Annotated in this window: 18 protein-coding genes; 7 read left to right on the forward strand and 11 right to left on the reverse strand. The window is 68.2% G+C overall.

Annotated features, from left to right (window positions below; translation table 11 throughout):
* Nucleotides 1-51: 51 nt before the first annotated feature.
* The gene (locus tag J2S76_RS10425; protein ID WP_307060163.1) at nt 52-996 is read right to left on the reverse strand and encodes a DMT family transporter; all 945 of its coding nucleotides are present in this window, start codon (nt 994-996) and stop codon (nt 52-54) included.
* A gap of 193 nt (nt 997-1,189) precedes the next feature.
* On the opposite strand from J2S76_RS10425, the gene J2S76_RS10430 reads away from it, so the two are divergent.
* Nucleotides 1,190-1,750, forward strand: a complete 561-nt coding sequence (locus J2S76_RS10430) for a DUF924 family protein (RefSeq protein WP_307060165.1) — start codon at nt 1,190-1,192, stop codon at nt 1,748-1,750.
* A gap of 36 nt (nt 1,751-1,786) precedes the next feature.
* Here J2S76_RS10430 and ilvN read toward each other — a convergent pair whose 3' ends face one another.
* Entirely contained in the window at nt 1,787-2,302 is a 516-nt protein-coding gene (gene ilvN, locus J2S76_RS10435) for an acetolactate synthase small subunit (protein ID WP_018389404.1), read from the reverse strand.
* A gap of 144 nt (nt 2,303-2,446) precedes the next feature.
* Nucleotides 2,447-4,207 carry an acetolactate synthase 3 large subunit gene (locus tag J2S76_RS10440; RefSeq protein ID WP_307060167.1) on the reverse strand — a complete coding sequence of 587 codons (1,761 nt, stop codon included), beginning with the start codon at nt 4,205-4,207 and terminating at the stop codon, nt 2,447-2,449.
* A gap of 342 nt (nt 4,208-4,549) precedes the next feature.
* Here J2S76_RS10440 and dapB point away from each other — a divergent pair, with 342 nt between their 5' ends.
* The 3 genes from dapB to J2S76_RS10455 all read left to right on the forward strand — a co-directional run bounded on the left by dapB (nt 4,550) and on the right by J2S76_RS10455 (nt 6,586).
* The gene (gene dapB, locus J2S76_RS10445) at nt 4,550-5,365 is read left to right on the forward strand and encodes a 4-hydroxy-tetrahydrodipicolinate reductase (protein ID WP_307060169.1); all 816 of its coding nucleotides are present in this window, start codon (nt 4,550-4,552) and stop codon (nt 5,363-5,365) included.
* 19 nt (nt 5,366-5,384) lie between these two features.
* Entirely contained in the window at nt 5,385-6,008 is a 624-nt protein-coding gene (locus tag J2S76_RS10450; protein WP_307060171.1) for a 2,3-bisphosphoglycerate-dependent phosphoglycerate mutase, read from the forward strand.
* A 134-nt stretch (nt 6,009-6,142) separates the two neighbouring features.
* A complete protein-coding gene (locus tag J2S76_RS10455; RefSeq protein ID WP_307060173.1) occupies nt 6,143-6,586 on the forward strand; it encodes a PACE efflux transporter in 444 nt (147 codons plus the stop codon).
* Between the two features lie 16 nt (nt 6,587-6,602).
* Here the strand turns inward: J2S76_RS10455 and J2S76_RS10460 are convergent, their stop codons facing one another.
* Nucleotides 6,603-7,496 carry a methylated-DNA--[protein]-cysteine S-methyltransferase gene (locus J2S76_RS10460; RefSeq protein ID WP_091437937.1) on the reverse strand — a complete coding sequence of 298 codons (894 nt, stop codon included), beginning with the start codon at nt 7,494-7,496 and terminating at the stop codon, nt 6,603-6,605.
* Between the two features lie 72 nt (nt 7,497-7,568).
* A complete protein-coding gene (locus tag J2S76_RS10465) occupies nt 7,569-8,261 on the reverse strand; it encodes a DUF2244 domain-containing protein (protein WP_307060176.1) in 693 nt (230 codons plus the stop codon).
* Nucleotides 8,262-8,325: 64 nt separating this feature from the next.
* On the opposite strand from J2S76_RS10465, the gene nth reads away from it, so the two are divergent.
* The gene (gene nth / locus J2S76_RS10470) at nt 8,326-9,051 is read left to right on the forward strand and encodes an endonuclease III (RefSeq protein ID WP_307060178.1); all 726 of its coding nucleotides are present in this window, start codon (nt 8,326-8,328) and stop codon (nt 9,049-9,051) included.
* 3 nt (nt 9,052-9,054) lie between these two features.
* On the opposite strand, the gene J2S76_RS10475 is transcribed toward nth, so the two are convergent.
* On the reverse strand, nt 9,055-9,717 hold the full coding sequence (locus tag J2S76_RS10475) for a sulfate transporter family protein (protein ID WP_307060180.1): 663 nt from the start codon (nt 9,715-9,717) through the stop codon (nt 9,055-9,057).
* A gap of 295 nt (nt 9,718-10,012) precedes the next feature.
* Here J2S76_RS10475 and J2S76_RS10480 point away from each other — a divergent pair, with 295 nt between their 5' ends.
* Both J2S76_RS10480 and J2S76_RS10485 read left to right on the forward strand, forming a co-directional pair.
* Entirely contained in the window at nt 10,013-11,374 is a 1,362-nt protein-coding gene (locus tag J2S76_RS10480; RefSeq protein WP_307060182.1) for a flavin monoamine oxidase family protein, read from the forward strand.
* A gap of 200 nt (nt 11,375-11,574) precedes the next feature.
* Nucleotides 11,575-12,102: a hypothetical protein gene (locus tag J2S76_RS10485; protein ID WP_307060183.1), complete on the forward strand. Its 528-nt coding sequence runs from the start codon at nt 11,575-11,577 to the stop codon at nt 12,100-12,102.
* A 174-nt stretch (nt 12,103-12,276) separates the two neighbouring features.
* On the opposite strand, the gene pheT is transcribed toward J2S76_RS10485, so the two are convergent.
* From pheT to rpmI, 5 genes are all read right to left on the reverse strand, one after another.
* Complete coding sequence (pheT, locus tag J2S76_RS10490; protein ID WP_307060185.1) at nt 12,277-14,694, reverse strand: phenylalanine--tRNA ligase subunit beta; 2,418 nt, start codon at nt 14,692-14,694, stop codon at nt 12,277-12,279.
* A 25-nt stretch (nt 14,695-14,719) separates the two neighbouring features.
* Complete coding sequence (locus J2S76_RS10495; RefSeq protein ID WP_307060188.1) at nt 14,720-15,271, reverse strand: hypothetical protein; 552 nt, start codon at nt 15,269-15,271, stop codon at nt 14,720-14,722.
* Nucleotides 15,268-16,368, reverse strand: coding sequence for a phenylalanine--tRNA ligase subunit alpha (gene pheS, locus J2S76_RS10500; RefSeq protein ID WP_307060190.1), 1,101 nt, complete (start codon nt 16,366-16,368; stop codon nt 15,268-15,270). Before pheS ends, J2S76_RS10495 begins: the two co-directional genes overlap by 4 nt.
* 265 nt (nt 16,369-16,633) lie before the next feature.
* Nucleotides 16,634-17,017, reverse strand: coding sequence for a 50S ribosomal protein L20 (gene rplT / locus J2S76_RS10505; RefSeq protein WP_307060191.1), 384 nt, complete (start codon nt 17,015-17,017; stop codon nt 16,634-16,636).
* Nucleotides 17,018-17,050: 33 nt separating this feature from the next.
* The gene (rpmI, locus tag J2S76_RS10510; RefSeq protein WP_018389390.1) at nt 17,051-17,251 is read right to left on the reverse strand and encodes a 50S ribosomal protein L35; all 201 of its coding nucleotides are present in this window, start codon (nt 17,249-17,251) and stop codon (nt 17,051-17,053) included.
* Nucleotides 17,252-17,885 lie beyond the last annotated feature (634 nt).

Here is a 17,885-nt window from a genome sequence, read left to right on the forward strand (position 1 = left end):
CCCTCTACAGCAGCGCCCGCCGCTCCGCAAGCGGTCCGCCGCGTCGCCCTGTCAGCGACGGCGAAGGGCGGCGAGGCGGGCGCGCCATGTCAGGGGCTGCGCCGAGGCCAGCGCGACGCCGGAGGCGGCCAGCGCCATGCCGGCCCAGGCAAGCGGCGGCATCGCCTCGCCGAGCAGGAAAAAGGCGATCAGCGCCGAACAGGGTGGCACCAGAAAGAACAGCGCCGAGACCTTCGCCACCTCGCCGGCACGGATCATGGCGAGATAGAGCGAGATGGCGATCAGCGAATTGCCGATCACCAGATAGCCCAGGGCAGCCACGAAGGGGACCGACCAGTCGACATGGCCGTCATCCAGCAACAGCGCCAGCGGCAGCGTGAACACGAAGCCGACGGCATATTGCACGCAGTTGGTGACCAGCGGGTGCTGGGCGATGCCGTGGCGCTTCTCGTAGAGCGAGGCGGAGGACATGGCGAGCAGCGCCCCGACCGCCAGCAGGATGACGCCGGGCGAGGTGACCTCGATGGCGGCGCGCGAGACGATCACCAGCCCCGCCCCGGCAAGGCCGAGCAGCAACCCGCCCCAGCGCAGCAGGCCGACCCGCTCGCCGGCGAAAACCGGCGCGGCGAGGCCGACCACGATGGGCTGCATCGAGACGATCAGCGCCAGCGCGCCCGCCGAGATGCCATAGCGGAAGGCGAAATAGCTGAGGTCGAAATAAAGCACCTGGATCAGGAAGCCGACGATGAACAGGTTCAGCCATTCCCGCCGGGTCTGCGGCAGGGACGGCCGGAACCAGGCCAGCAGCGGCAGCAGCACCACCAGCACCAGCCCATAGCGCATCGCCAGCAGGGTGAAGGGGCCGGTCGAGAGGATGCCGATCTTGCCGACGGCAAAGCCGCCCGACCAGAGCAGGAGGAAGATGAACGGCGCCGCCATCAGCCACACGGGCTTGCCTGCCGCCGCCGCCGGCACCGCGCCTGCACGATCGCTCACGTTTCCCACGCCTCCGTCGCCTCGCGTGGCGGCGGTGCGAGGCACCGCGACGCACCCCGCGAAAGCGGTATCTTCACATGGCTTGACCGGACAGGCCAAGAGTTCGTGTGCAGCGCAGCACAGGCTTGGGGCTCGACTTTAGCCCGCGCGCCGTCCTATCCGGGACGGTCGACAGAAAACGGAGCCCCCCGCCATGCCCCTGCCGAACATGAGCCTGCCCACCGCCGACGCGATCATCGCCTTCTGGCGCGAAGCCGGACCCGACCGCTGGTTCGCCAAGGACGACGCCTTCGACGCCGCCATCCGCGCCCGCTTCCTCGGCGCCTATGAGGCCGCCGCGGCCGGCACGCTGACGGGCTGGCAGGACACGGCCGAGGGCTGCTACGCGCTGATTCTGCTGCTCGACCAGTTCCCGCGTAATCTGTTTCGCGGCTCAAGCCGAGCCTTCGCCACCGATGCGCAGGCGCGCGCGGCGGCGGATGCCGCCATTGCGCGCGGCTTTGATCACGCCTTCGAGCTGCCGGAGCGGCGCTTCTTCTATGTGCCGTTCATGCATTCGGAAGAGTTGGCCGACCAGCAGCGCTGTGTCGCGCTCTGCGAAGCGGCGGACGACGCGGAGGGCGTGCACCACGCAGTCATCCACCACGACATCATCCGCGATTTCGGCCGCTTCCCGCACCGCAATCCGGTGCTCGGCCGCGACACCTCGCCGGAAGAACACGCCTTCCTCACGTCAGGCGGTTTCGCCGGCTGACGAAAGGCGCGGCGGGTGAGCCGCCGCGCCTCCCTTTCACATCCCTTCGGCGCCACGCCCAATGGCGGCGACGCCGGTACGCGAGACCTCGACCAGGCCGAGCGGCTCCAGCAGCGAGACGAACTGGTCGATCTTCTCCGGCTTGCCGGTGATCTCGAACACGAAGCTCTCCAGCGTGGTGTCGACCGTGCGGGCGCGGAAACTGTCGGCGATCAGCAGCGCTTCCTGGCGCAGTTCGCCCTTGCCGCGCACCTTGATCAGCGCCAGCTCGCGCTCCACCGATTTGCCGGCGACGGTGAGGTCGACCACCCGGTGCACCGGCACCAGCCGGTCGAGCTGGCTCTTGATCTGCTCGATGATCGGCGGCGCGCCCGTGGTGACGACGGTGATGCGCGAGAGGTGCGAGGCATGACTGACCTCGGAGACGGTCAGGCTGTCAATATTGTAGCCGCGCCCGGAAAACAGGCCGACGATGCGGGCGAGAACGCCCGGCTCATTGTCGACCAGCATGGACAGGGTGTGGCGCTCGGCAGGCTCGATGACGGGAGGCATGGGGCACTCTGAAAAGGGGCTGGGAACGCCAGGCCCCCTCTCCCCGGCGGGGAGAGGGGTGGGGTGAGGGGTCACTGGCGCGTCCGCCCCCTCACCCGGCCGCTACGCGACCGACCTCTCCCCGGCGGGGAGAGGTGAAGCACCTCACACCAGCATCTTGCCTTCCTCGTCGATGGCCTCGTCCAGCGCCTCGGGATGATCGGGCATGATCATCTCGTTGTGCGGCTTGCCCGAGGGGATCATCGGCAGCACGTTCTCGGTCTTGTCGACGAGGCAGTCGAACAGCACCGGGCGGTTGACGTTGATCATCTCGTGGATCGCCCCGTCGAGATCGGCCGGGTTGGCGCAGCGGATGCCGACGCCGCCATAGGCCTCGGCCAGCTTCACGAAGTCCGGCAGCGATTCCGAATAGGAATGCGAGTAGCGCCCGCCATGCAGCAGGTCCTGCCACTGGCGCACCATGCCCATATATTCGTTGTTGAGCACGAAGATCTTCACCGGCAGGTCGAACTGCAGCGCGGTCGACATCTCCTGCAGGCACATCTGGATCGAGGCTTCGCCGGCGATGTCGATGACGAGGCTGCCGGGGTGGGCCACCTGCACGCCGATCGCCGCCGGCAGGCCATAGCCCATGGTGCCGAGGCCGCCGGAGGTCATCCAGCGGTTCGGCTCCTCGAAGTGGAAGTGCTGCGCCGCCCACATCTGGTGCTGGCCGACCTCGGTGGTGATGTAGACATCCTTGTCCTTCACCTGGTCGTACAGCGCCTTGATCGCCTGCTGCGGCTTGATGATGCTGCTGGAAGGCTGGAACGCCAGCGACTTGCGGGCGCGCCACTTGTCGATCTGCCCCCACCAGCCGGCGAGCGCACGCCGGTCCGGCTCGGCCTTCATGCCGCGCCAGACGGTGAGGATATCCTCCAGCACATGCTTCACATCGCCGATGATCGGCAGGTCGACCTTGACGTTCTTGTTGATCGAGGACGGGTCGATATCGATGTGGATCTTCTTCGAGTCCGGCGAGAAGGCGTCGAGACGGCCGGTGATGCGGTCGTCGAAGCGCGCACCGATGCAGACCATGACGTCGCAATCATGCATCGCCATATTGGCTTCATAGGTGCCGTGCATGCCCAGCATGCCCAGCCACTGCTTGTCCGAGGCCGGGAAGGCGCCAAGCCCCATGAGCGTGGAGGTGACCGGATAGCCGGACAGGCGGGCGAACTCACGCAGCACGCGGCTGGCCTCGGGGCCGGAATTGATCACGCCGCCGCCAGTATAGAGGATCGGCCGCTTGGCCTTGGCCAGCATCTCGACGGCGGCCTTGATCTTCTCCGGATCGCCCTTCAGGCGCGGCTGATAGGTGCGGTGCTGGATGTTCTCCGGGCCGACATACATGCCCTTGGCGAACTGCACATCCTTCGGGATGTCGACGACGACAGGACCGGGACGGCCGTTCTGCGCGACATAGAACGCCTCATGCATGACGCGGGCGAGGTCGTTGATGTCGCGGACGAGGTAGTTGTGCTTGGTGCAGGGCCGGGTGATGCCGACCGTGTCACACTCCTGGAAGGCGTCCGAGCCGATGAGATGGGTCGGAACCTGGCCGGTGATGCAGACCAGCGGAATGGAATCGAGCAGCGCGTCGGTGAGGCCGGTGACGGCATTGGTGGCGCCGGGGCCTGATGTGACGAGCACCACGCCCACCTTGCCCGAGGAGCGGGCATAGCCCTCAGCCATGTGCACCGCGCCCTGCTCGTGGCGGACGAGAATGTGCTTCACCTGGTTCTGGTGGAACATGGCGTCATAGATCGGCAGCACCGCGCCGCCGGGATAGCCGAACATGTGCTCGACGCCCTGATCGATCAGGGCCTGCATCACCATTTCGGCGCCGGTCATCTCGCGCATCATGGTCTTGTTCCTTTTTACGCTCGTCGTCTCTTGCGTCGTGTGCGGAAGGGGCGAAGGGAGGGCCAGAAAATCAAAAGGCCCCGTCAGGGGCCATTTCCGCGCGTCACCGTTGAGCGGAGCAGCCGTTAGGCCAACTCCGCGGCGACGCGCCGTCCTACGATAAGGGTAATATTCTTGCGCATTGCGGCGCCGCTCCTTCGTAAAGTTGCGCGAGCTGTACAGGGACCCCGCGCAGGCGTCAAGACGCTCGGTGTCTTGAGGCGAAGAATGTAAGACGATAGCGCACTTTTCGTGGCGGATGAACGCCGCTATACCGCGTGCGGGAACAGGGAGTTGGCGTTCATGACGCAGATGCGGCTCGTCGTCGTCGGGGCCTCGGGCCGCATGGGCCGGGTGCTGGTGCGCGCCATCAGCGAGGCGCCCGATCTCATGCTGGTCGGCGCCGTGGACCAGCCCGGCAGCGAATATCTCGGCCGCGACGCGGGCGAGCTCGCCGGCCTGCCCCCGCTCGGCCTCAAGGTTTCTGACGACCCGTTGACCCTGTTCGCCGCCGCCGACGGGGTGATCGACTTCACCATTCCCGCCGCCAGCGTTGCCTATGCCGCCTTCGCCGCGCAGGCGCGCATCGCGCATGTCATCGGCACGACAGGCTTTTCGCCGGCGGAGGAGGCACGCATCGCCGCCGCCGCCCGCCATGCCGCCATCGTGCGCTCGGGTAATATGAGCCTCGGCGTCAACCTGCTCTCCGCGCTGGTGCGGCGCGTGGCGCGCACGCTTGATGAGGATTTCGACATCGAGATCGTCGAGATGCATCACAACCGCAAGATCGACGCCCCCTCGGGCACCGCGCTGCTGCTGGGCGAGGCCGCCGCGCAGGGGCGCGGGGTGAGCCTGGAGGAGAACGGCGTGTTCACCCGCCACGGCGTCACCGGCCCACGCCGGGCGGGCGATATCGGCTTCGCCACCCTGCGCGGCGGCACGGTGGTGGGCGAACACAATGTGATCTTCGCCGGTGCCGGCGAGCGGATCGAACTGGCGCACCGGGCTGAGGATCGCGGCATCTTCGCCCGTGGGGCGCTGGCGGCCGCCCGCTGGGCACGCGGGCGCAAGCCCGGCCTCTATTCCATGACCGATGTCCTCGGCCTCACCGATTTCTGATCTCCCGGAGAACGACCCGATGTCCGAACGCCTTCTCGTGCTCGTGCGCCACGGCCAGAGCGAGTGGAACCTCAAGAACCTGTTCACCGGCTGGCGCGACCCGGATCTCACCGCGCTAGGCGTCGAGGAAGCGAAGAAGGCCGGCGCGCGGCTGAAGGCGGAGGGCTACCAGTTCGACATCGCCTTCACTTCGCAGCTGTCGCGGGCGCAGAAGACTCTGGACCTCGCGCTCAACGAGCTTGGCCAGACCGACCTGCCTGTCGTGAAGGACCTCGCGCTGAACGAGCGCGACTATGGCGACCTCTCCGGCCTCAACAAGGACGATGCCCGCGTCAAATGGGGCGAGGAGCAGGTGCATCTCTGGCGCCGTTCCTATGACGTGCCCCCGCCCGGCGGCGAGAGCCTGAAGGACACGGTGGCCCGCACCCTGCCCTATTACGTCACCGAGATCCTGCCGAAGGTGCTGCAGGGCAACCGGGTTCTGGTCGCCGCCCATGGCAATTCGCTGCGGGCGCTGATCATGGTGCTGGAGAAGCACACGCCCGAGACCATCACCCATCGCGAACTCGCCACCGGCGCGCCTGTCATCTACCGGCTGAAGGCGGATTCGACAGTGGAGAGCGTCGTCGACCTCGCCGGTTGAGCCGGTCTTCCGGCCGGGCTTCCAAGCCCGGCCGCTTGCCCAGGACGGAAGCGGCCCCATATGAGACGCGTGAAGACGGCTTCCCCCTCCCGGGAATCCATGCGGGACGGCCCGACATGAAGGGGAAAACCGTCATGCGCGGGACCGCCGATCGCATTCGTCACGTCATCAGCTTCGAGATCATCGCCCTGTCGCTCATCACCCCGCTCGGGGCGTGGGTGTTCGGCGTACCGATGTTCGACATGGGCGCGATCGGTGCCGGCGCGGCGCTGATCGCCGCCAGCTGGAACTATGTGTTCAATCTCGGCTTCGACCATGCGCTGGCGCGCTGGCGCGGCTCGGTGCGCAAGACGCTGCCTCTGCGCGTGCTGCACGCCATTCTGTTCGAGCTCGGCCTTGTTTTCGTGCTGGTGCCCTTCGTCGCCTGGTATCTCGGCGTCGGGCTGGTCGAGGCGTTCCTGATGGACCTCGCCCTGACCGGTTTCTTCCTGGTCTACGCCTTCGTGTTCAACTGGGCCTATGACGCCCTGTTTCCGCTGCCCGAAGCCCGCCATCCGGCCATCGCCGGGCAGCGCTGAGAGCCCGCGCGGGCGCTCAGCTCCCGCCCCACTCCTTGCACAGCTGCCCCGCCTCCCAGCCGAGAATGGCGCGCTTGCGGGTGAGGCCCCAGTGATAGCCGGTGAGATCGCCATTCTTGCCGAGCACGCGATGGCACGGCACCACGAAGGACATCGGGTTCTTGCCCACCGCCGCACCGATGGCGCGCGCAGCCTTCGGCTTCTCCACGCATTGCGCGATGCTGGAATAGGTGGTGGCCTTGCCGAGCGGGATCCGCATCAGCGTCTCCCACACCTTCACCTCGAAATCGGTGCCGATGAAGACGATGCGCAGCGGATCGTCCGGGCTCCAGGCGCCGCGGTCGAAGATGCGCGCCGCATAGGGGGCGGTGGCCACCGGGTCCTCGATATAGATGGCATTGGGCCAGCGCCGGCGCATATCGGCCAGCGCGGCGTCCTCCTCGCCCTCATCGGCGAAGGCGAGGCCGCACAGGCCGCGCGGCGTCACCATGGCGAGCGCGCTGCCGAAGGGCGAGGCGTGGAAGCCGTAGCGCACGACGAGCCCGGCGCCGCCGGTCTTCCATTCGCCGGGCGACATGGATTCATGCACCACGAACAGATCGTGCAGCCGCCCCGGCCCGGAAAGGCCGAGCTCATAGGCGGCATCCAGCACATTGTCGGATTCGGTCAGCACCCGCCGTGCGGCGTCGATCGTCACCGCCTGTAGAAAATCCTTCGGGGTGAGGCCGCACCAGCGGCGGAACAGTTCGGTCAGCGCGCGGGGATGCACACCGGAGGCGCGGGCGATCTCCTCCACCTCCGGCTGGTCGCGGAAGCGCAGATTCACATATTCCACCGCCCGGCGCACGATCTCATAGTCGGCAGCGGCGATTTCCAGCGGGTGGGCGGCGTCGAGATTGGGCGCGAGCACGGGCGTTCTCCTCAAGCTGGCTGCATCCGACCACGCCCGGCAGCCCCGGGCCACCCGATTTCGACGGAACCGTCAGACCACGGATCGCACCACGCCGCGCTTGGCCTCGGCCAGCGCGCGCGACAGGTTTTCCGCCAGTTCCTCGCGCTGCGCCGTGTGCAGGAAGCTGCCGATCACATAGGGACGGCCGCGCATCTCCAGCGCCAGCCGCTGCACGCCGAAATCCTCGATCTCGTCGCGGGTGAGCCGGGTCCAGAGCGGGTTCAGCTCCTCGCGATACTCGGTCCCATCCGCCGCGACATGGCGCAGCCGGATGACGCTCGGCGTCACGGTGATTTCCTCGCAGGCACGGGCCGCGCGGTAATTGAGCCGGAAGCCCCACCAGATGGCGAGCACATCAAGCCCGAACACGCCGAACACCGGCCACGCCCCCATCATCAGGAAGGCGAGGCCGCACACAAAACTAATGCCGGCGACAATGCACATCACCACCAGAAAGCCGCGCGGCCCGAGCGAGCGATGCGGCTGGTAGCGGGCCGAAAACAGTTCCGGCTCGGCGGGGGCGAAGGCATCTTCCGGGGGGAGAGTACTGGCCGCGCTCATGGGCCGGCAGTATAGGTCGAAAATGGCGAATGAGGACAAGGATTCGGTGCGGCGTAGCGCGCGCCCCCGCGGGAAGCCGGCGGCCGAGGCCCGCCCGCCCGGCGGCAGCCCCGCGCGCGCGCGCAAGGGATCGGAAAAATCGGCCACGTCCGGCAGGTCCACGGCCGGCAATTCCCAGGCCGGCAAAAACACGGCCGCAAAGCCAAAGGCCAGCCCTGCCCTGGCGGTGCTGGAGGCGCAGGCCGTCACCCGCCCCGCCCGCCGGCGCGCGGTGGCCAATGCCGCCGCCGCCGCCCTGGGCGGAGCCTTTCGGCCGTGGAGCCCTGAGGAGATCGCCACCGCCTTCTCCCGCTTCGAGGCCGCCAACCCGCACCCGGAAGGCGAACTCGACTATCACGACCCGTTCACCCTGCTGGTCGCGGTGGTGCTCTCGGCGCAGGCGACCGATGTCGGCGTCAACAAGGCGACGCGCGGCCTGTTCAAGGCCGCCCCGACCCCGCAGGCGATGGTGGCGCTGGGCGAGGAAGGCGTGGCGCAGCACATCCGCACCCTCGGCCTCTATCGCGGCAAGGCGAAGAATGTGGTGGAACTCTCCCGCCGCCTGATCGCGGAGCATGGCGGGCAGGTGCCGCCCGACCGGGCGGCGCTGGAGACCCTGCCCGGCGTCGGCCGCAAGACCGCCAATGTCGTGCTCAACATCGCTTTCGGCCTGCCGACCATCGCCGTCGACACCCATCTGTTCCGCATCGCCAACCGCACCGGGCTGGCGCCGGGCAAGACGCCGCTGGAGGTGGAGCTGGGGCTGGAGCGGACGATTCCCGAGCGCTTCCTGCTGCACGCCCATCACTGGCTGATCCTTCATGGGCGCTATGTCTGCAAGGCGCTGAAGCCCGACTGCCCGCGCTGCCTGATCGCCGATCTCTGCCGCTGGCCGGAAAAGACCCCGGCCTGAGATTCACCCCGCCCGCGACAGCCGCTTGTGCAGCCGCACCATGAAGATGGTGGCGAAGACCGGGGTGATGAGGTTGAGGATCGGCACCGACACCACCAGCGCGATGACCAGCCCGCCGAGAAAGACGGCGACGCCATGGTGCCGGCGCAGCAGCGCCACCTCATCCTCGCCGCGGTAGCGCATGGCCGCCAGCTGGAAATATTCGCGCCCGAGCAGATAGCCATTGGCGACATAGAACACGACGAGGTTCACCCCCGGCACCAGCAGCAGCAGCAGCGCCACCAGGTTCACCGCCAGCATCACGCCGAAGAATTTCAGCGTCAGCACCAGCGAGCGGCCGATCGGCAGCGCCTGGCCTTCCGGCTCCAGGGGGAAATCGGTGCGCTCCACCTGCGCGGCGACATCGTCGAGGAAAAGCCCCGCCACCAGGGAGGTCACCGGCGGCACCAGGAAGATCGCGCCGATGAAGATGCCGAAGGCGGCGAGGATATCGACCGTGATCTCGGCCCAGCGCAGATCCAGCGTCACGAAATAGGTCAGCGCGTAATGCGCGCCAATGCCCAGCGCGACCAGAAGACCGATGGCGAGGCCGACCGAACGCAGCAGCACCCGGCGATAGGCCGGCGAAAAGGTCTGGGCGAAAGCCGTGATCGCGTCCCGCAGCATGAAAATTCCCCCTGACAACCGCCCCTAATTAGGGCGCCCGCCCCCATCTCTCAAGGCAATGACGCAAGGCGGGCCGCAGGCGCGGGCAATCAACACCCTTGCTTTTCTGAACCGGCCGCTGAGTCCCGATTCGTTCTCCCCTGAACAAAACATGATTCATGCCAATCGCTTAGCCGGCATCTCCGCGTTCGGGCCGATGGCGGCGGCGACGCGCCTTCAAAGCGCCTTCGCCCCGCCTTCGCCCCTCGCGCCGGGCATGCTAGCCTGTATGTCTCACCGCTTGAGTGCTTGCCGCATGACCCGACCGCGCCTTCCCGGCACGCTGAACCGCCGCCATTTCCTCGCCGCCGCTTCCGCCGCGCTGCTGCCCGCGCCGGCCCTCGCCCAGACGGGCGCGAGCGATGTCGACATCGTCATCATCGGCGGCGGTGCCGCCGGCATCGGGGCGGCGCGGCGCATCGCCGAGGCCAAGCGCTCCTATGTGCTGCTGGAGGCCTCGCCGAAACTGGGCGGCCGCGCCCGCACCGAGGAGGCCTTCGGCCTGAGGGTCGATCTCGGCGCGGGTGGTTTCGCCCGCAGCGAGGGCACGCTCGCCACCAGCGCGCAGGGCGCGGGGCTGGAGCTGATCACCCTGCCCTCCGGGCGCCGGCTGTTCGCCGAGGGTCGCGAGGTGCGCGAGAGCGCTTATGACGCCTTCGCCGCCGCGCTGGGCACGGCGCGGCGCGACATGCTGGTGGCGGTCGAAGGCGGCAAGGATGTCGCCGCCAGCCTCGCCCTCACCGGGGCCGGCCCGGCAGCCGCGACTCCCTGGGCCGCCACGGTGGCACAGCTCCTCGGCCCGCTCGGCTGCGGGCGCGCGCTCGCCACCCTCTCGGCGCTCGATCTGGCCAGCCGCGACGCTCCGCCTGATGACACGACCAGCCCGGCCGGGATAGGCACGCTGATGGAAGGGCTCGGCGCCTGGCTCAATGTGCAGAAGGACGCGCCGGTGACGCTCGTCACCAATGCCGGTCGCTTCCACACGGTCACGCTGCGCGGCCAGCGCACGCCGATCCGCGCCCGCGCCATCGTGCTCGCCGTGCCGGCGCCGGTGCTGGCAGCCGGGGTGATCCGCTTCAATCCGGGGCTGCCGCCGCGCCTGGTGGCGGCGCTGCGGGCGATCCCCGCCGGTCATCTGGAGCAGGTGGCGTTCCTGCTGCCCGGCAATCCGCTGGCGCTCCAGCCCAATGAAGCCGTGCTGACCAAGGCCGGCACCGCCCCACCCGCTTTGCTGCGCGGCCGGATCAATGGCAGCGACCTGCACGTGCTCACCTTTGGCGACGCCCCCGCCCGCACCATTGCCGAAAAGGGCGCGGCGGCGGCGCTGCCGCTGGCGCGCGACTGGCTGCGGGCGAGCTTCCCCACAGCGGATGCGACGATTTCCGACGTGGTGTCCTCGAAATGGGGGCAGGACCCGCTGATCCGGGGCGCGCTCAGTGCCGCGCTGCCGGGCCAGGGGGCGCAGCGGCGCGTGTTTGCCGACACGGTGCAGAACCGGATTTTCCTCGCCGGCGACTATGTGCCGGTGAGCGGCTGGGGCACGCTGGGCGGCGCCTTCGCTTCCGGCGAGGCCGCCGCCACAAGGGCGCTGCGCCTGTTCGGCGACGGGCCGGCCTGACGCGCACCAGGCCGCACAAACACTAAATACCCGAAAACCATCGAATATAGTTCCAGAATTTTAGCCTTATTTTGTGATTTCGTTATGATATAAATAAATATTGTCGACGATATATTCTGCAACTAATTTCAAATTAGCGCAGTTGTTTCCCCGGACGATGCTGATGATTTCCTGACCGCATCTTTCCTTTTGGGCAGAACGTGCTGAATAATTATCCGAATTTTCTTCGAATTGATGCGCGCATGATCGGTATCGGCATGCTCACCGCGTGCCTTCTGGCGGCGGCTCCGGCCTATGCGACGGGCGGCGGCTCCAGTGGTGGCGGCTCCGATGGTGGCGGCTCCGGTGGCGGCGGCCCCGGTGGCGGCGACTCCGGTGGCGGCGACTCCGGTGGCGGCGACTCCGGTGGCGGCGGCTCCGGTGGCGGCGGCTCCGGTGGCGGCGGCTCCGGTGGCGGCGATAATGGCTCCCCGGGCGGCGGTGGAACGCCGGGTGGCGGTGACACGCCGGGCACCGAAACTCCTGGTACCGAAACCCCTGGCGCCGAAACCCCTGGCGCCGAAACGCCGGGTGGCGGCTCCCCCGGCAGCGGCGCGACGGGCACGCCGGGCGGCTCCTCATCCAAGACGGATGGCCGGCAGAAGGGCGAACAGTGCGCCGAGGTTATGGCCCGCCCAGGCAGCTTCGATGCCACCGTGGTCAAATTCTGCCGCGATCGGCTCAGCTGACGCGCCCATCCTCGCGAAGTCAGCCAGCTAATCCGCTGCTGGGGCCGCGAGAGAAACGGGGGCTCGATTCACCCCCGGACATGGCCGGGCCTTGCCCGGCCATCCACGACTGGCCGTTCTGTATCGACAAACTCCGTGGATCCCCCGGTTACGTCCGGGGAGAACCCCAGAGCCTCATCCGCGCAGGGTGGCGCCGGTCTTCTTCGTCACTTCGGCGACGATCCTGGCCGCAACCGCGTCGATCTCGGCATCGGTCAGCGTCTTCTCGCGCGGCTGCAGCGTCACCGAGAGCGCCACCGACTTCTTGTCGGCCTCGACCCCCGGCCCTTCATAGAGGTCGAACACGCCGACGCCGGTGATCAGCTTGCGGTCGACGCCGGCCGCCGCCTTCACCATGTCGCCGGCCGCGAAGCCCCGCGCCACCACGAAGGCGAAGTCGCGCTCCACCGGCTGGAAGGGGATGAGCTCCAGCAGCGGCTTGACCCGCGTCGCCTTGGCCTTGGGCTCGGGAATGCGGTCGAGCAGGATCTCGAAGCCGACCAGCGGCGACTTGCCGTCCCCGGCCGCATCCAGCGCCTCCAGCACCGAGGGGTGCAGTTCGCCGAAATGGCCGATCACGTTCGGACCGAGCCGGAACGTGCCGGAGCGGCCAGGGTGGAACCAGGCCGGGGCGTCGGTCGAGATCTGCAGATTGGCCACCGGCGCGCCGCAGGCGGCGAGCAGCGCGAGCGCATCCGCCTTGGCGTCGAACGCATCGACCGCCGCCGCCTTGCCCGACCAGTGGCGGCCGGCGCCCGTGGGCTTGGCGCTCGCGCGCCGCAGCCCGGTGGCGGCGATGAACTGGTCCTGCGGCCGGTCGCCCTTGAACACCTGTCCCAGCTCGAACAGCGCCACGTCGCCAAAGCCGCGATCGGCATTGGCCTGCGCGGCACGGACAAGCCCGGGCAGCAGGCTTGGGCGCATGTCGGAGAGATCGGCGGCGATCGGGTTGGCCAGCGCCAACGCCGGCTGGCCGCCGCCGAACGCTTCCGCCTGCGCCTTCGGCACGAAGGACCAGGTGACGGCCTCCACCAGCCCACGCGCCGCCAGCGCCCGCTTGCCCTTGCGGGTGCGCAGCTGCAGCGTGGTCAGCACCGGCTTGCGGGCGGTCTCGTCGCGCGGGAAGGGCGTGGACGGCACGCGGTCGAGGCCGGCGATGCGGATCACCTCCTCCACCAGATCGGCCTTGCCCTCGATGTCGCCGCGCCAGCTGGGGGGCGTCACCTCTACCGTGCCGGCCACACCCTGGACTGAAAAGCCGAGCCGGCGCAGGATCGCCACCTGTTCGTCCTCTTCCGCCACCAGCCCGGTCAGCTTTTCGGTCAGGGCGAGCGGAAACGCGATCACCCGCGTGGTGTCCGGGATCGCGCCGGCCAGCACCACCTCGGAGGGCTCGCCGCCGCACAGATCGAGAATCAGCTTTGTCGCCAGCTCGAGCCCCGGCAGTGTGAAGGCCGGGTCGATGCCGCGCTCGAAGCGGAAACGCGCATCGGAGTTCAGCCCCAGCTTGCGGCCGGTCTGGGCGATGTTGATCGGCTCCCACAGGGCGGATTCGACCAGCACGTCGACGGTCGCCTCGTCGCAGCCGGATTCCTCGCCGCCCATCACGCCGGCGAGCGATTCCACCGCCCTGTCATCGGCGATCACGCACATGGTCTCATCAAGCGCATAGGTCTTGCCGTCGAGCGCCAGCAGGCTCTCGCCCGCCTTGGCGCGCCGCACGACAAGGTTGCCCTGCACCTTGGCGGCGTCGAACACATGCAGCGGGCGGTTCTGGTCGAGGGTCAGAAGGTTGGTGATGTCCACCAGCGCGTTGATCGGGCGCAGCCCGACGGCGCGCAGCTTGGCCTGCAGCCAGTCCGGCGAGGGGCCGTTCTTCACCCCGCGCACCAGCCGCAGCGCGAAGGCCGGGCACGGTGCGTCCGCGGTGATAGTGACGGAAACCGGGCACGGGAAGACGCCCGGCACCGGGGCGATCTCGTCCTCGACCAGCGTGCCGAGGCCGGCGGCGGCGAGATCGCGGGCGATGCCGTGCACACCGAGCGCGTCGGCACGGTTCGGCGTCACCGCGATTTCGATCACCGGGTCGTCAAGGCCGATCCAGTCGACGTAAGTAGCGCCGAGGGGGGCGTCCTCAGGCAGGTCGATGATGCCGTCATGGTCTTCCGAGAGCTGCAGCTCGGCGGCCGAGCACAGCATGCCCCGGCTCTCGACACCGCGAATCGTGCCGATGCCGAGCGTCATGTCCTTGCCGGGAATATAGGTGCCGGGCGGGGAGAACACGCTCTTCATGCCGGTGCGCGCGTTCGGCGCGCCGCACACCACCTGCACCGGCTCACCGGCGCCAGTGTCGACCATGCACACGCGCAGCTTGTCGGCATTGGGGTGCTGAACGGCGGAAACGACATAGGCGATGGTGAAGCCGCGCAGCTTGGCCGCCTTATCCTCGACGCCTTCGACTTCCAGCCCGATGCGGTTGAGCGCGCCGGTCACGTCGTCGAGCGAATAGTCGCCGGAAAGGTGCTCGCGCAGCCAGGAGAGGGTGAATTTCATGGGAGTGCCCTACCGTTCCGCTCGTTCATTTGCTCTGGGCGTGGCTGGCCCAGGTGTAGCCCTTCTCGCCCGTCCCGCCGCCGGGCCAGGCAAGGGCCACCTCGTCGGCGGCCACTAGAAACTCGAACCCGATATTCCGCTTCTTCGCCGTGTCGCCATCGCTCTTGCGATAATCGAGAATCTTGCCCTGGCGATAGGACCTGTCAGCGCGCGAGCTGTGCAGCGCCAGCTTGCCGCCCGCCTGCAGGCTCTTGATGACCTCGTCCTCGGGCACGACCCAGGAGCCGGTCCAGAAGAAGCCCTCGCCATCGGTGCTGACGCCGCGGTCGTTCTCGCAGACGAAATGGAACACCGAGACATAGTCCCGCGCGGCGCGCTTGCCGGGCGAGGAGGTCGACGACGAGGACGACGATGACGACGCCGGCTTCTTCACCGGGCCGCGCGTGGCGAGAACCTGCTCGCACAGCGCCGCCAGCTCGTCGGCGCCGCGCGCCTGCGCATTGGCGAGCAACTGCTTGAGCTGCGGCGTCTCCATCGCTTGAAGCCGCTCGGTCGACCAGACGGGTGCCTTGCTCATGAGCTCAGCCCTCCCGCCAGCGTCGGGAAGTCGAGCGGGCGGAAGCCGTAATGGGCGAGCCAGCGCACATCCGCCTCGAAGAAGGCGCGCAGATCCGGCATGCCGTATTTCAGCATGGCGATGCGGTCGATGCCCATGCCCCAGGCGAAGCCCTGATACTCGTCGGGGTCCAGCCCGCAATTCCTCAGCACATTCGGGTGCACCATGCCGCAGCCGAGAATCTCCAGCCAGTCCGAGCCCTCGCCGAAGCGGATCTCGCCGGGACGCGAGCGGTCACACTGGATGTCGACCTCCATGGAGGGCTCGGTGAAGGGGAAGAAGGACGGGCGGAACCGCATCTTCACCTGGTCGACCTCGAAGAACGCCTTGCAGAATTCCTCAAGGATCCACTTCAAATGGCCAAGCGTCGCGCCCTTGTCGATGACGAGGCCCTCGACCTGGTGGAACATCGGCGTGTGGGTCTGGTCGCTGTCGGAGCGATAGGTGCGGCCGGGGCAGATGACGCGAATCGGCGGCTTGTTGGCGAGCATGGTCCGCACCTGCACCGGCGAGGTGTGGGTGCGCAGCACGAGGCGCGAGCCGTCCTCGCGGGTCGGCAGGTAGAAGGTGTCGTGCATCTCGCGCGCCGGGTGCCCCTCGGGGAAGTTCAGCGCGGTGAAATTGTGGAAGTCGTCCTCGATGTCGGGCCCTTCCGCCACCGCGAAACCCATATCGGCGAAGATGGCGGTGAGTTCGTCGATCACCTGGCTGATCGGGTGCAGCCGGCCCTGCTCCGCTGGCGTCTCGCGCACCGGCAGGGTGACGTCGACGCGCTCGGTCTCCAGCCGCTTGGCCAGCGCGGCGGCCTTGAGATCGGTGCGGCGGGCGCCCAGCGCCTCGTTGAGGCGATCGCGCAGGCCGTTGATCGCCGGGCCGGCGCTTTTGCGCTCGTCCGGGCTCATGCTCCCCAGGCTCTTCAGCAGCTCGGAAACCGAGCCCTTCTTGCCGAGCGCGGCGACGCGGATCGTCTCCAGCGCCGGCTCGTCGGCCGCCGCCGCAATGCCGGCGGTCAGCTCGCGCTCCAGCGCGTCGAGATCGGGAAGGGCGGCAACGGACATTGTGGATCCTCGGTACTAAGCGACGTCATCCCCGGGCTTGGCCCGGGGATCCACGCCTTGCGGACGCGGAAGGAAGGCGTGGATGGCCGGGCCAAGCCCGGCGATGACGGCGTGAAGCGGGCAGTCAGGCGCGCTTATAGCCGGACGCGTTTGAGGCGCAAAGCCACCGCAGGCAAAAGCCGCGTGCGCAAAGCCGCACAAACGCGAAAAGCCCCAACGCTCGCGCGCGGGGCTTCTCGATGTTGGTCTCGGCACTGCCGAAAGATCAGGCGGCCTGCTTTTCCGTCGCAGCGCTTTCCAGCGCCGCCTTGGCCTGCTCGACCAGCGCCGCGAAGGCGGCGGGCTCGTGGATGGCGATATCCGAGAGCACCTTGCGGTCGACTTCGATCCCGGCCTTGCTGAGACCGTCGATAAACCGGCCATAGGTGAAGCCGAGCTCGCGGGTCGCAGCGTTGATGCGCTGGATCCAGAGCGCGCGGAAATTGCGCTTCTTAACCTTACGGTCGCGGTAGGCGTATTGCTGCGCCTTCTCGACGGCCTGCTTGGCGATGCGGATGGTGTTCTTGCGGCGGCCATAATAGCCCTTCGCCGCCTTGAGCACCTTTTTGTGCTTGGCGTGAGAAGTTACGCCGCGCTTGACACGTGCCATGGGAATTTCTCCTGGGACTGGCTAAGGCTGGCGTCAGCCGTTGGGCAGAAAATACTTGCGAACGTTGAAGGCATCACGCTCGGACATGACCGTGGTGCCACGCTGGTCGCGGATCTGCTTGTTGGTGCGCTTGATCATGCCATGGCGCTTATTGGCCTGGGCCATGATCACCTTGCCGGTTCCGGAGAGCTTGAAGCGCTTCTTCGCTCCGGACTTGGTCTTCATCTTGGGCATTTGGCTCGATCTCCACGGCCGGCGGCGCTCCCGCGAGGGGATGTCCCGGCCCAATCTAGTGTGAGCGTTCGAACCGCCACGGCAGCCCTTGTAGCCGGGCGGTTCTTGAAGGCCGCACCCTCTACAGGAGCGGCGCGATTATTTCAAGGGTGCGACAGCGACGCCCGGCCGTATTCACCGGGCATCGCGGCCCCTTGCGTCAGATGTTGCAGCCGGGAGCCCCCGGCATGCACGGCCCACGCCCCTGCTGCGGACGCTGCCCTTGCGGGGGTTGACCCTGCGGCGGGCGCTGCCCCTGCTGCGGAGGACGGCCCTGCTCGGGACGGCCACCACCCGGAGGACGGCCGGCATTGGGACCTCCCGGGCCCCCCGGACCACCCCAACCGGGTCCGCCGGGATTGCCCGGTCCGCCCGGACGCCCGGGATTACCCGGATTGCCCGGCCCACCGGGGCCGCCGGGCCTGCCGGGACCGCCCCAGCCGGGACCACCAGGTCCACCCGGACCTCCGGGACCACCCGGCTTGCCCGGACCGCCCCAACCGGGACCACCAGGTCCACCCGGACCTCCGGGACCACCCGGCTTGCCCGGACCGCCCCAACCGGGACCACCAGGTCCACCCGGACCTCCGGGACC

The sequence above is a fragment of the Ancylobacter vacuolatus genome (assembly GCF_030813595.1).
Classification (GTDB): domain Bacteria; phylum Pseudomonadota; class Alphaproteobacteria; order Rhizobiales; family Xanthobacteraceae; genus Ancylobacter; species Ancylobacter vacuolatus.

Coding starts and splice junctions, on each gene's coding strand:
- J2S76_RS10495 (WP_307060188.1), bottom strand. CDS start 15,271: ATGAGCAAGGCACCCGTCTGGTCGACCGAGCGGCTTCAAGCGATGGAG.
- J2S76_RS10475 (WP_307060180.1), bottom strand. CDS start 9,717: ATGCTGCGGGACGCGATCACGGCTTTCGCCCAGACCTTTTCGCCGGCC.
- ilvN (WP_018389404.1), bottom strand. CDS start 2,302: ATGCCTCCCGTCATCGAGCCTGCCGAGCGCCACACCCTGTCCATGCTG.
- J2S76_RS10440 (WP_307060167.1), bottom strand. CDS start 4,207: ATGATGCGCGAGATGACCGGCGCCGAAATGGTGATGCAGGCCCTGATC.
- J2S76_RS10430 (WP_307060165.1), top strand. CDS start 1,190: ATGCCCCTGCCGAACATGAGCCTGCCCACCGCCGACGCGATCATCGCC.
- J2S76_RS10455 (WP_307060173.1), top strand. CDS start 6,143: ATGCGCGGGACCGCCGATCGCATTCGTCACGTCATCAGCTTCGAGATC.
- rplT (WP_307060191.1), bottom strand. CDS start 17,017: ATGGCACGTGTCAAGCGCGGCGTAACTTCTCACGCCAAGCACAAAAAG.
- pheS (WP_307060190.1), bottom strand. CDS start 16,368: ATGTCCGTTGCCGCCCTTCCCGATCTCGACGCGCTGGAGCGCGAGCTG.
- J2S76_RS10480 (WP_307060182.1), top strand. CDS start 10,013: ATGACCCGACCGCGCCTTCCCGGCACGCTGAACCGCCGCCATTTCCTC.
- J2S76_RS10450 (WP_307060171.1), top strand. CDS start 5,385: ATGTCCGAACGCCTTCTCGTGCTCGTGCGCCACGGCCAGAGCGAGTGG.
- dapB (WP_307060169.1), top strand. CDS start 4,550: ATGACGCAGATGCGGCTCGTCGTCGTCGGGGCCTCGGGCCGCATGGGC.
- pheT (WP_307060185.1), bottom strand. CDS start 14,694: ATGAAATTCACCCTCTCCTGGCTGCGCGAGCACCTTTCCGGCGACTAT.
- rpmI (WP_018389390.1), bottom strand. CDS start 17,251: ATGCCCAAGATGAAGACCAAGTCCGGAGCGAAGAAGCGCTTCAAGCTC.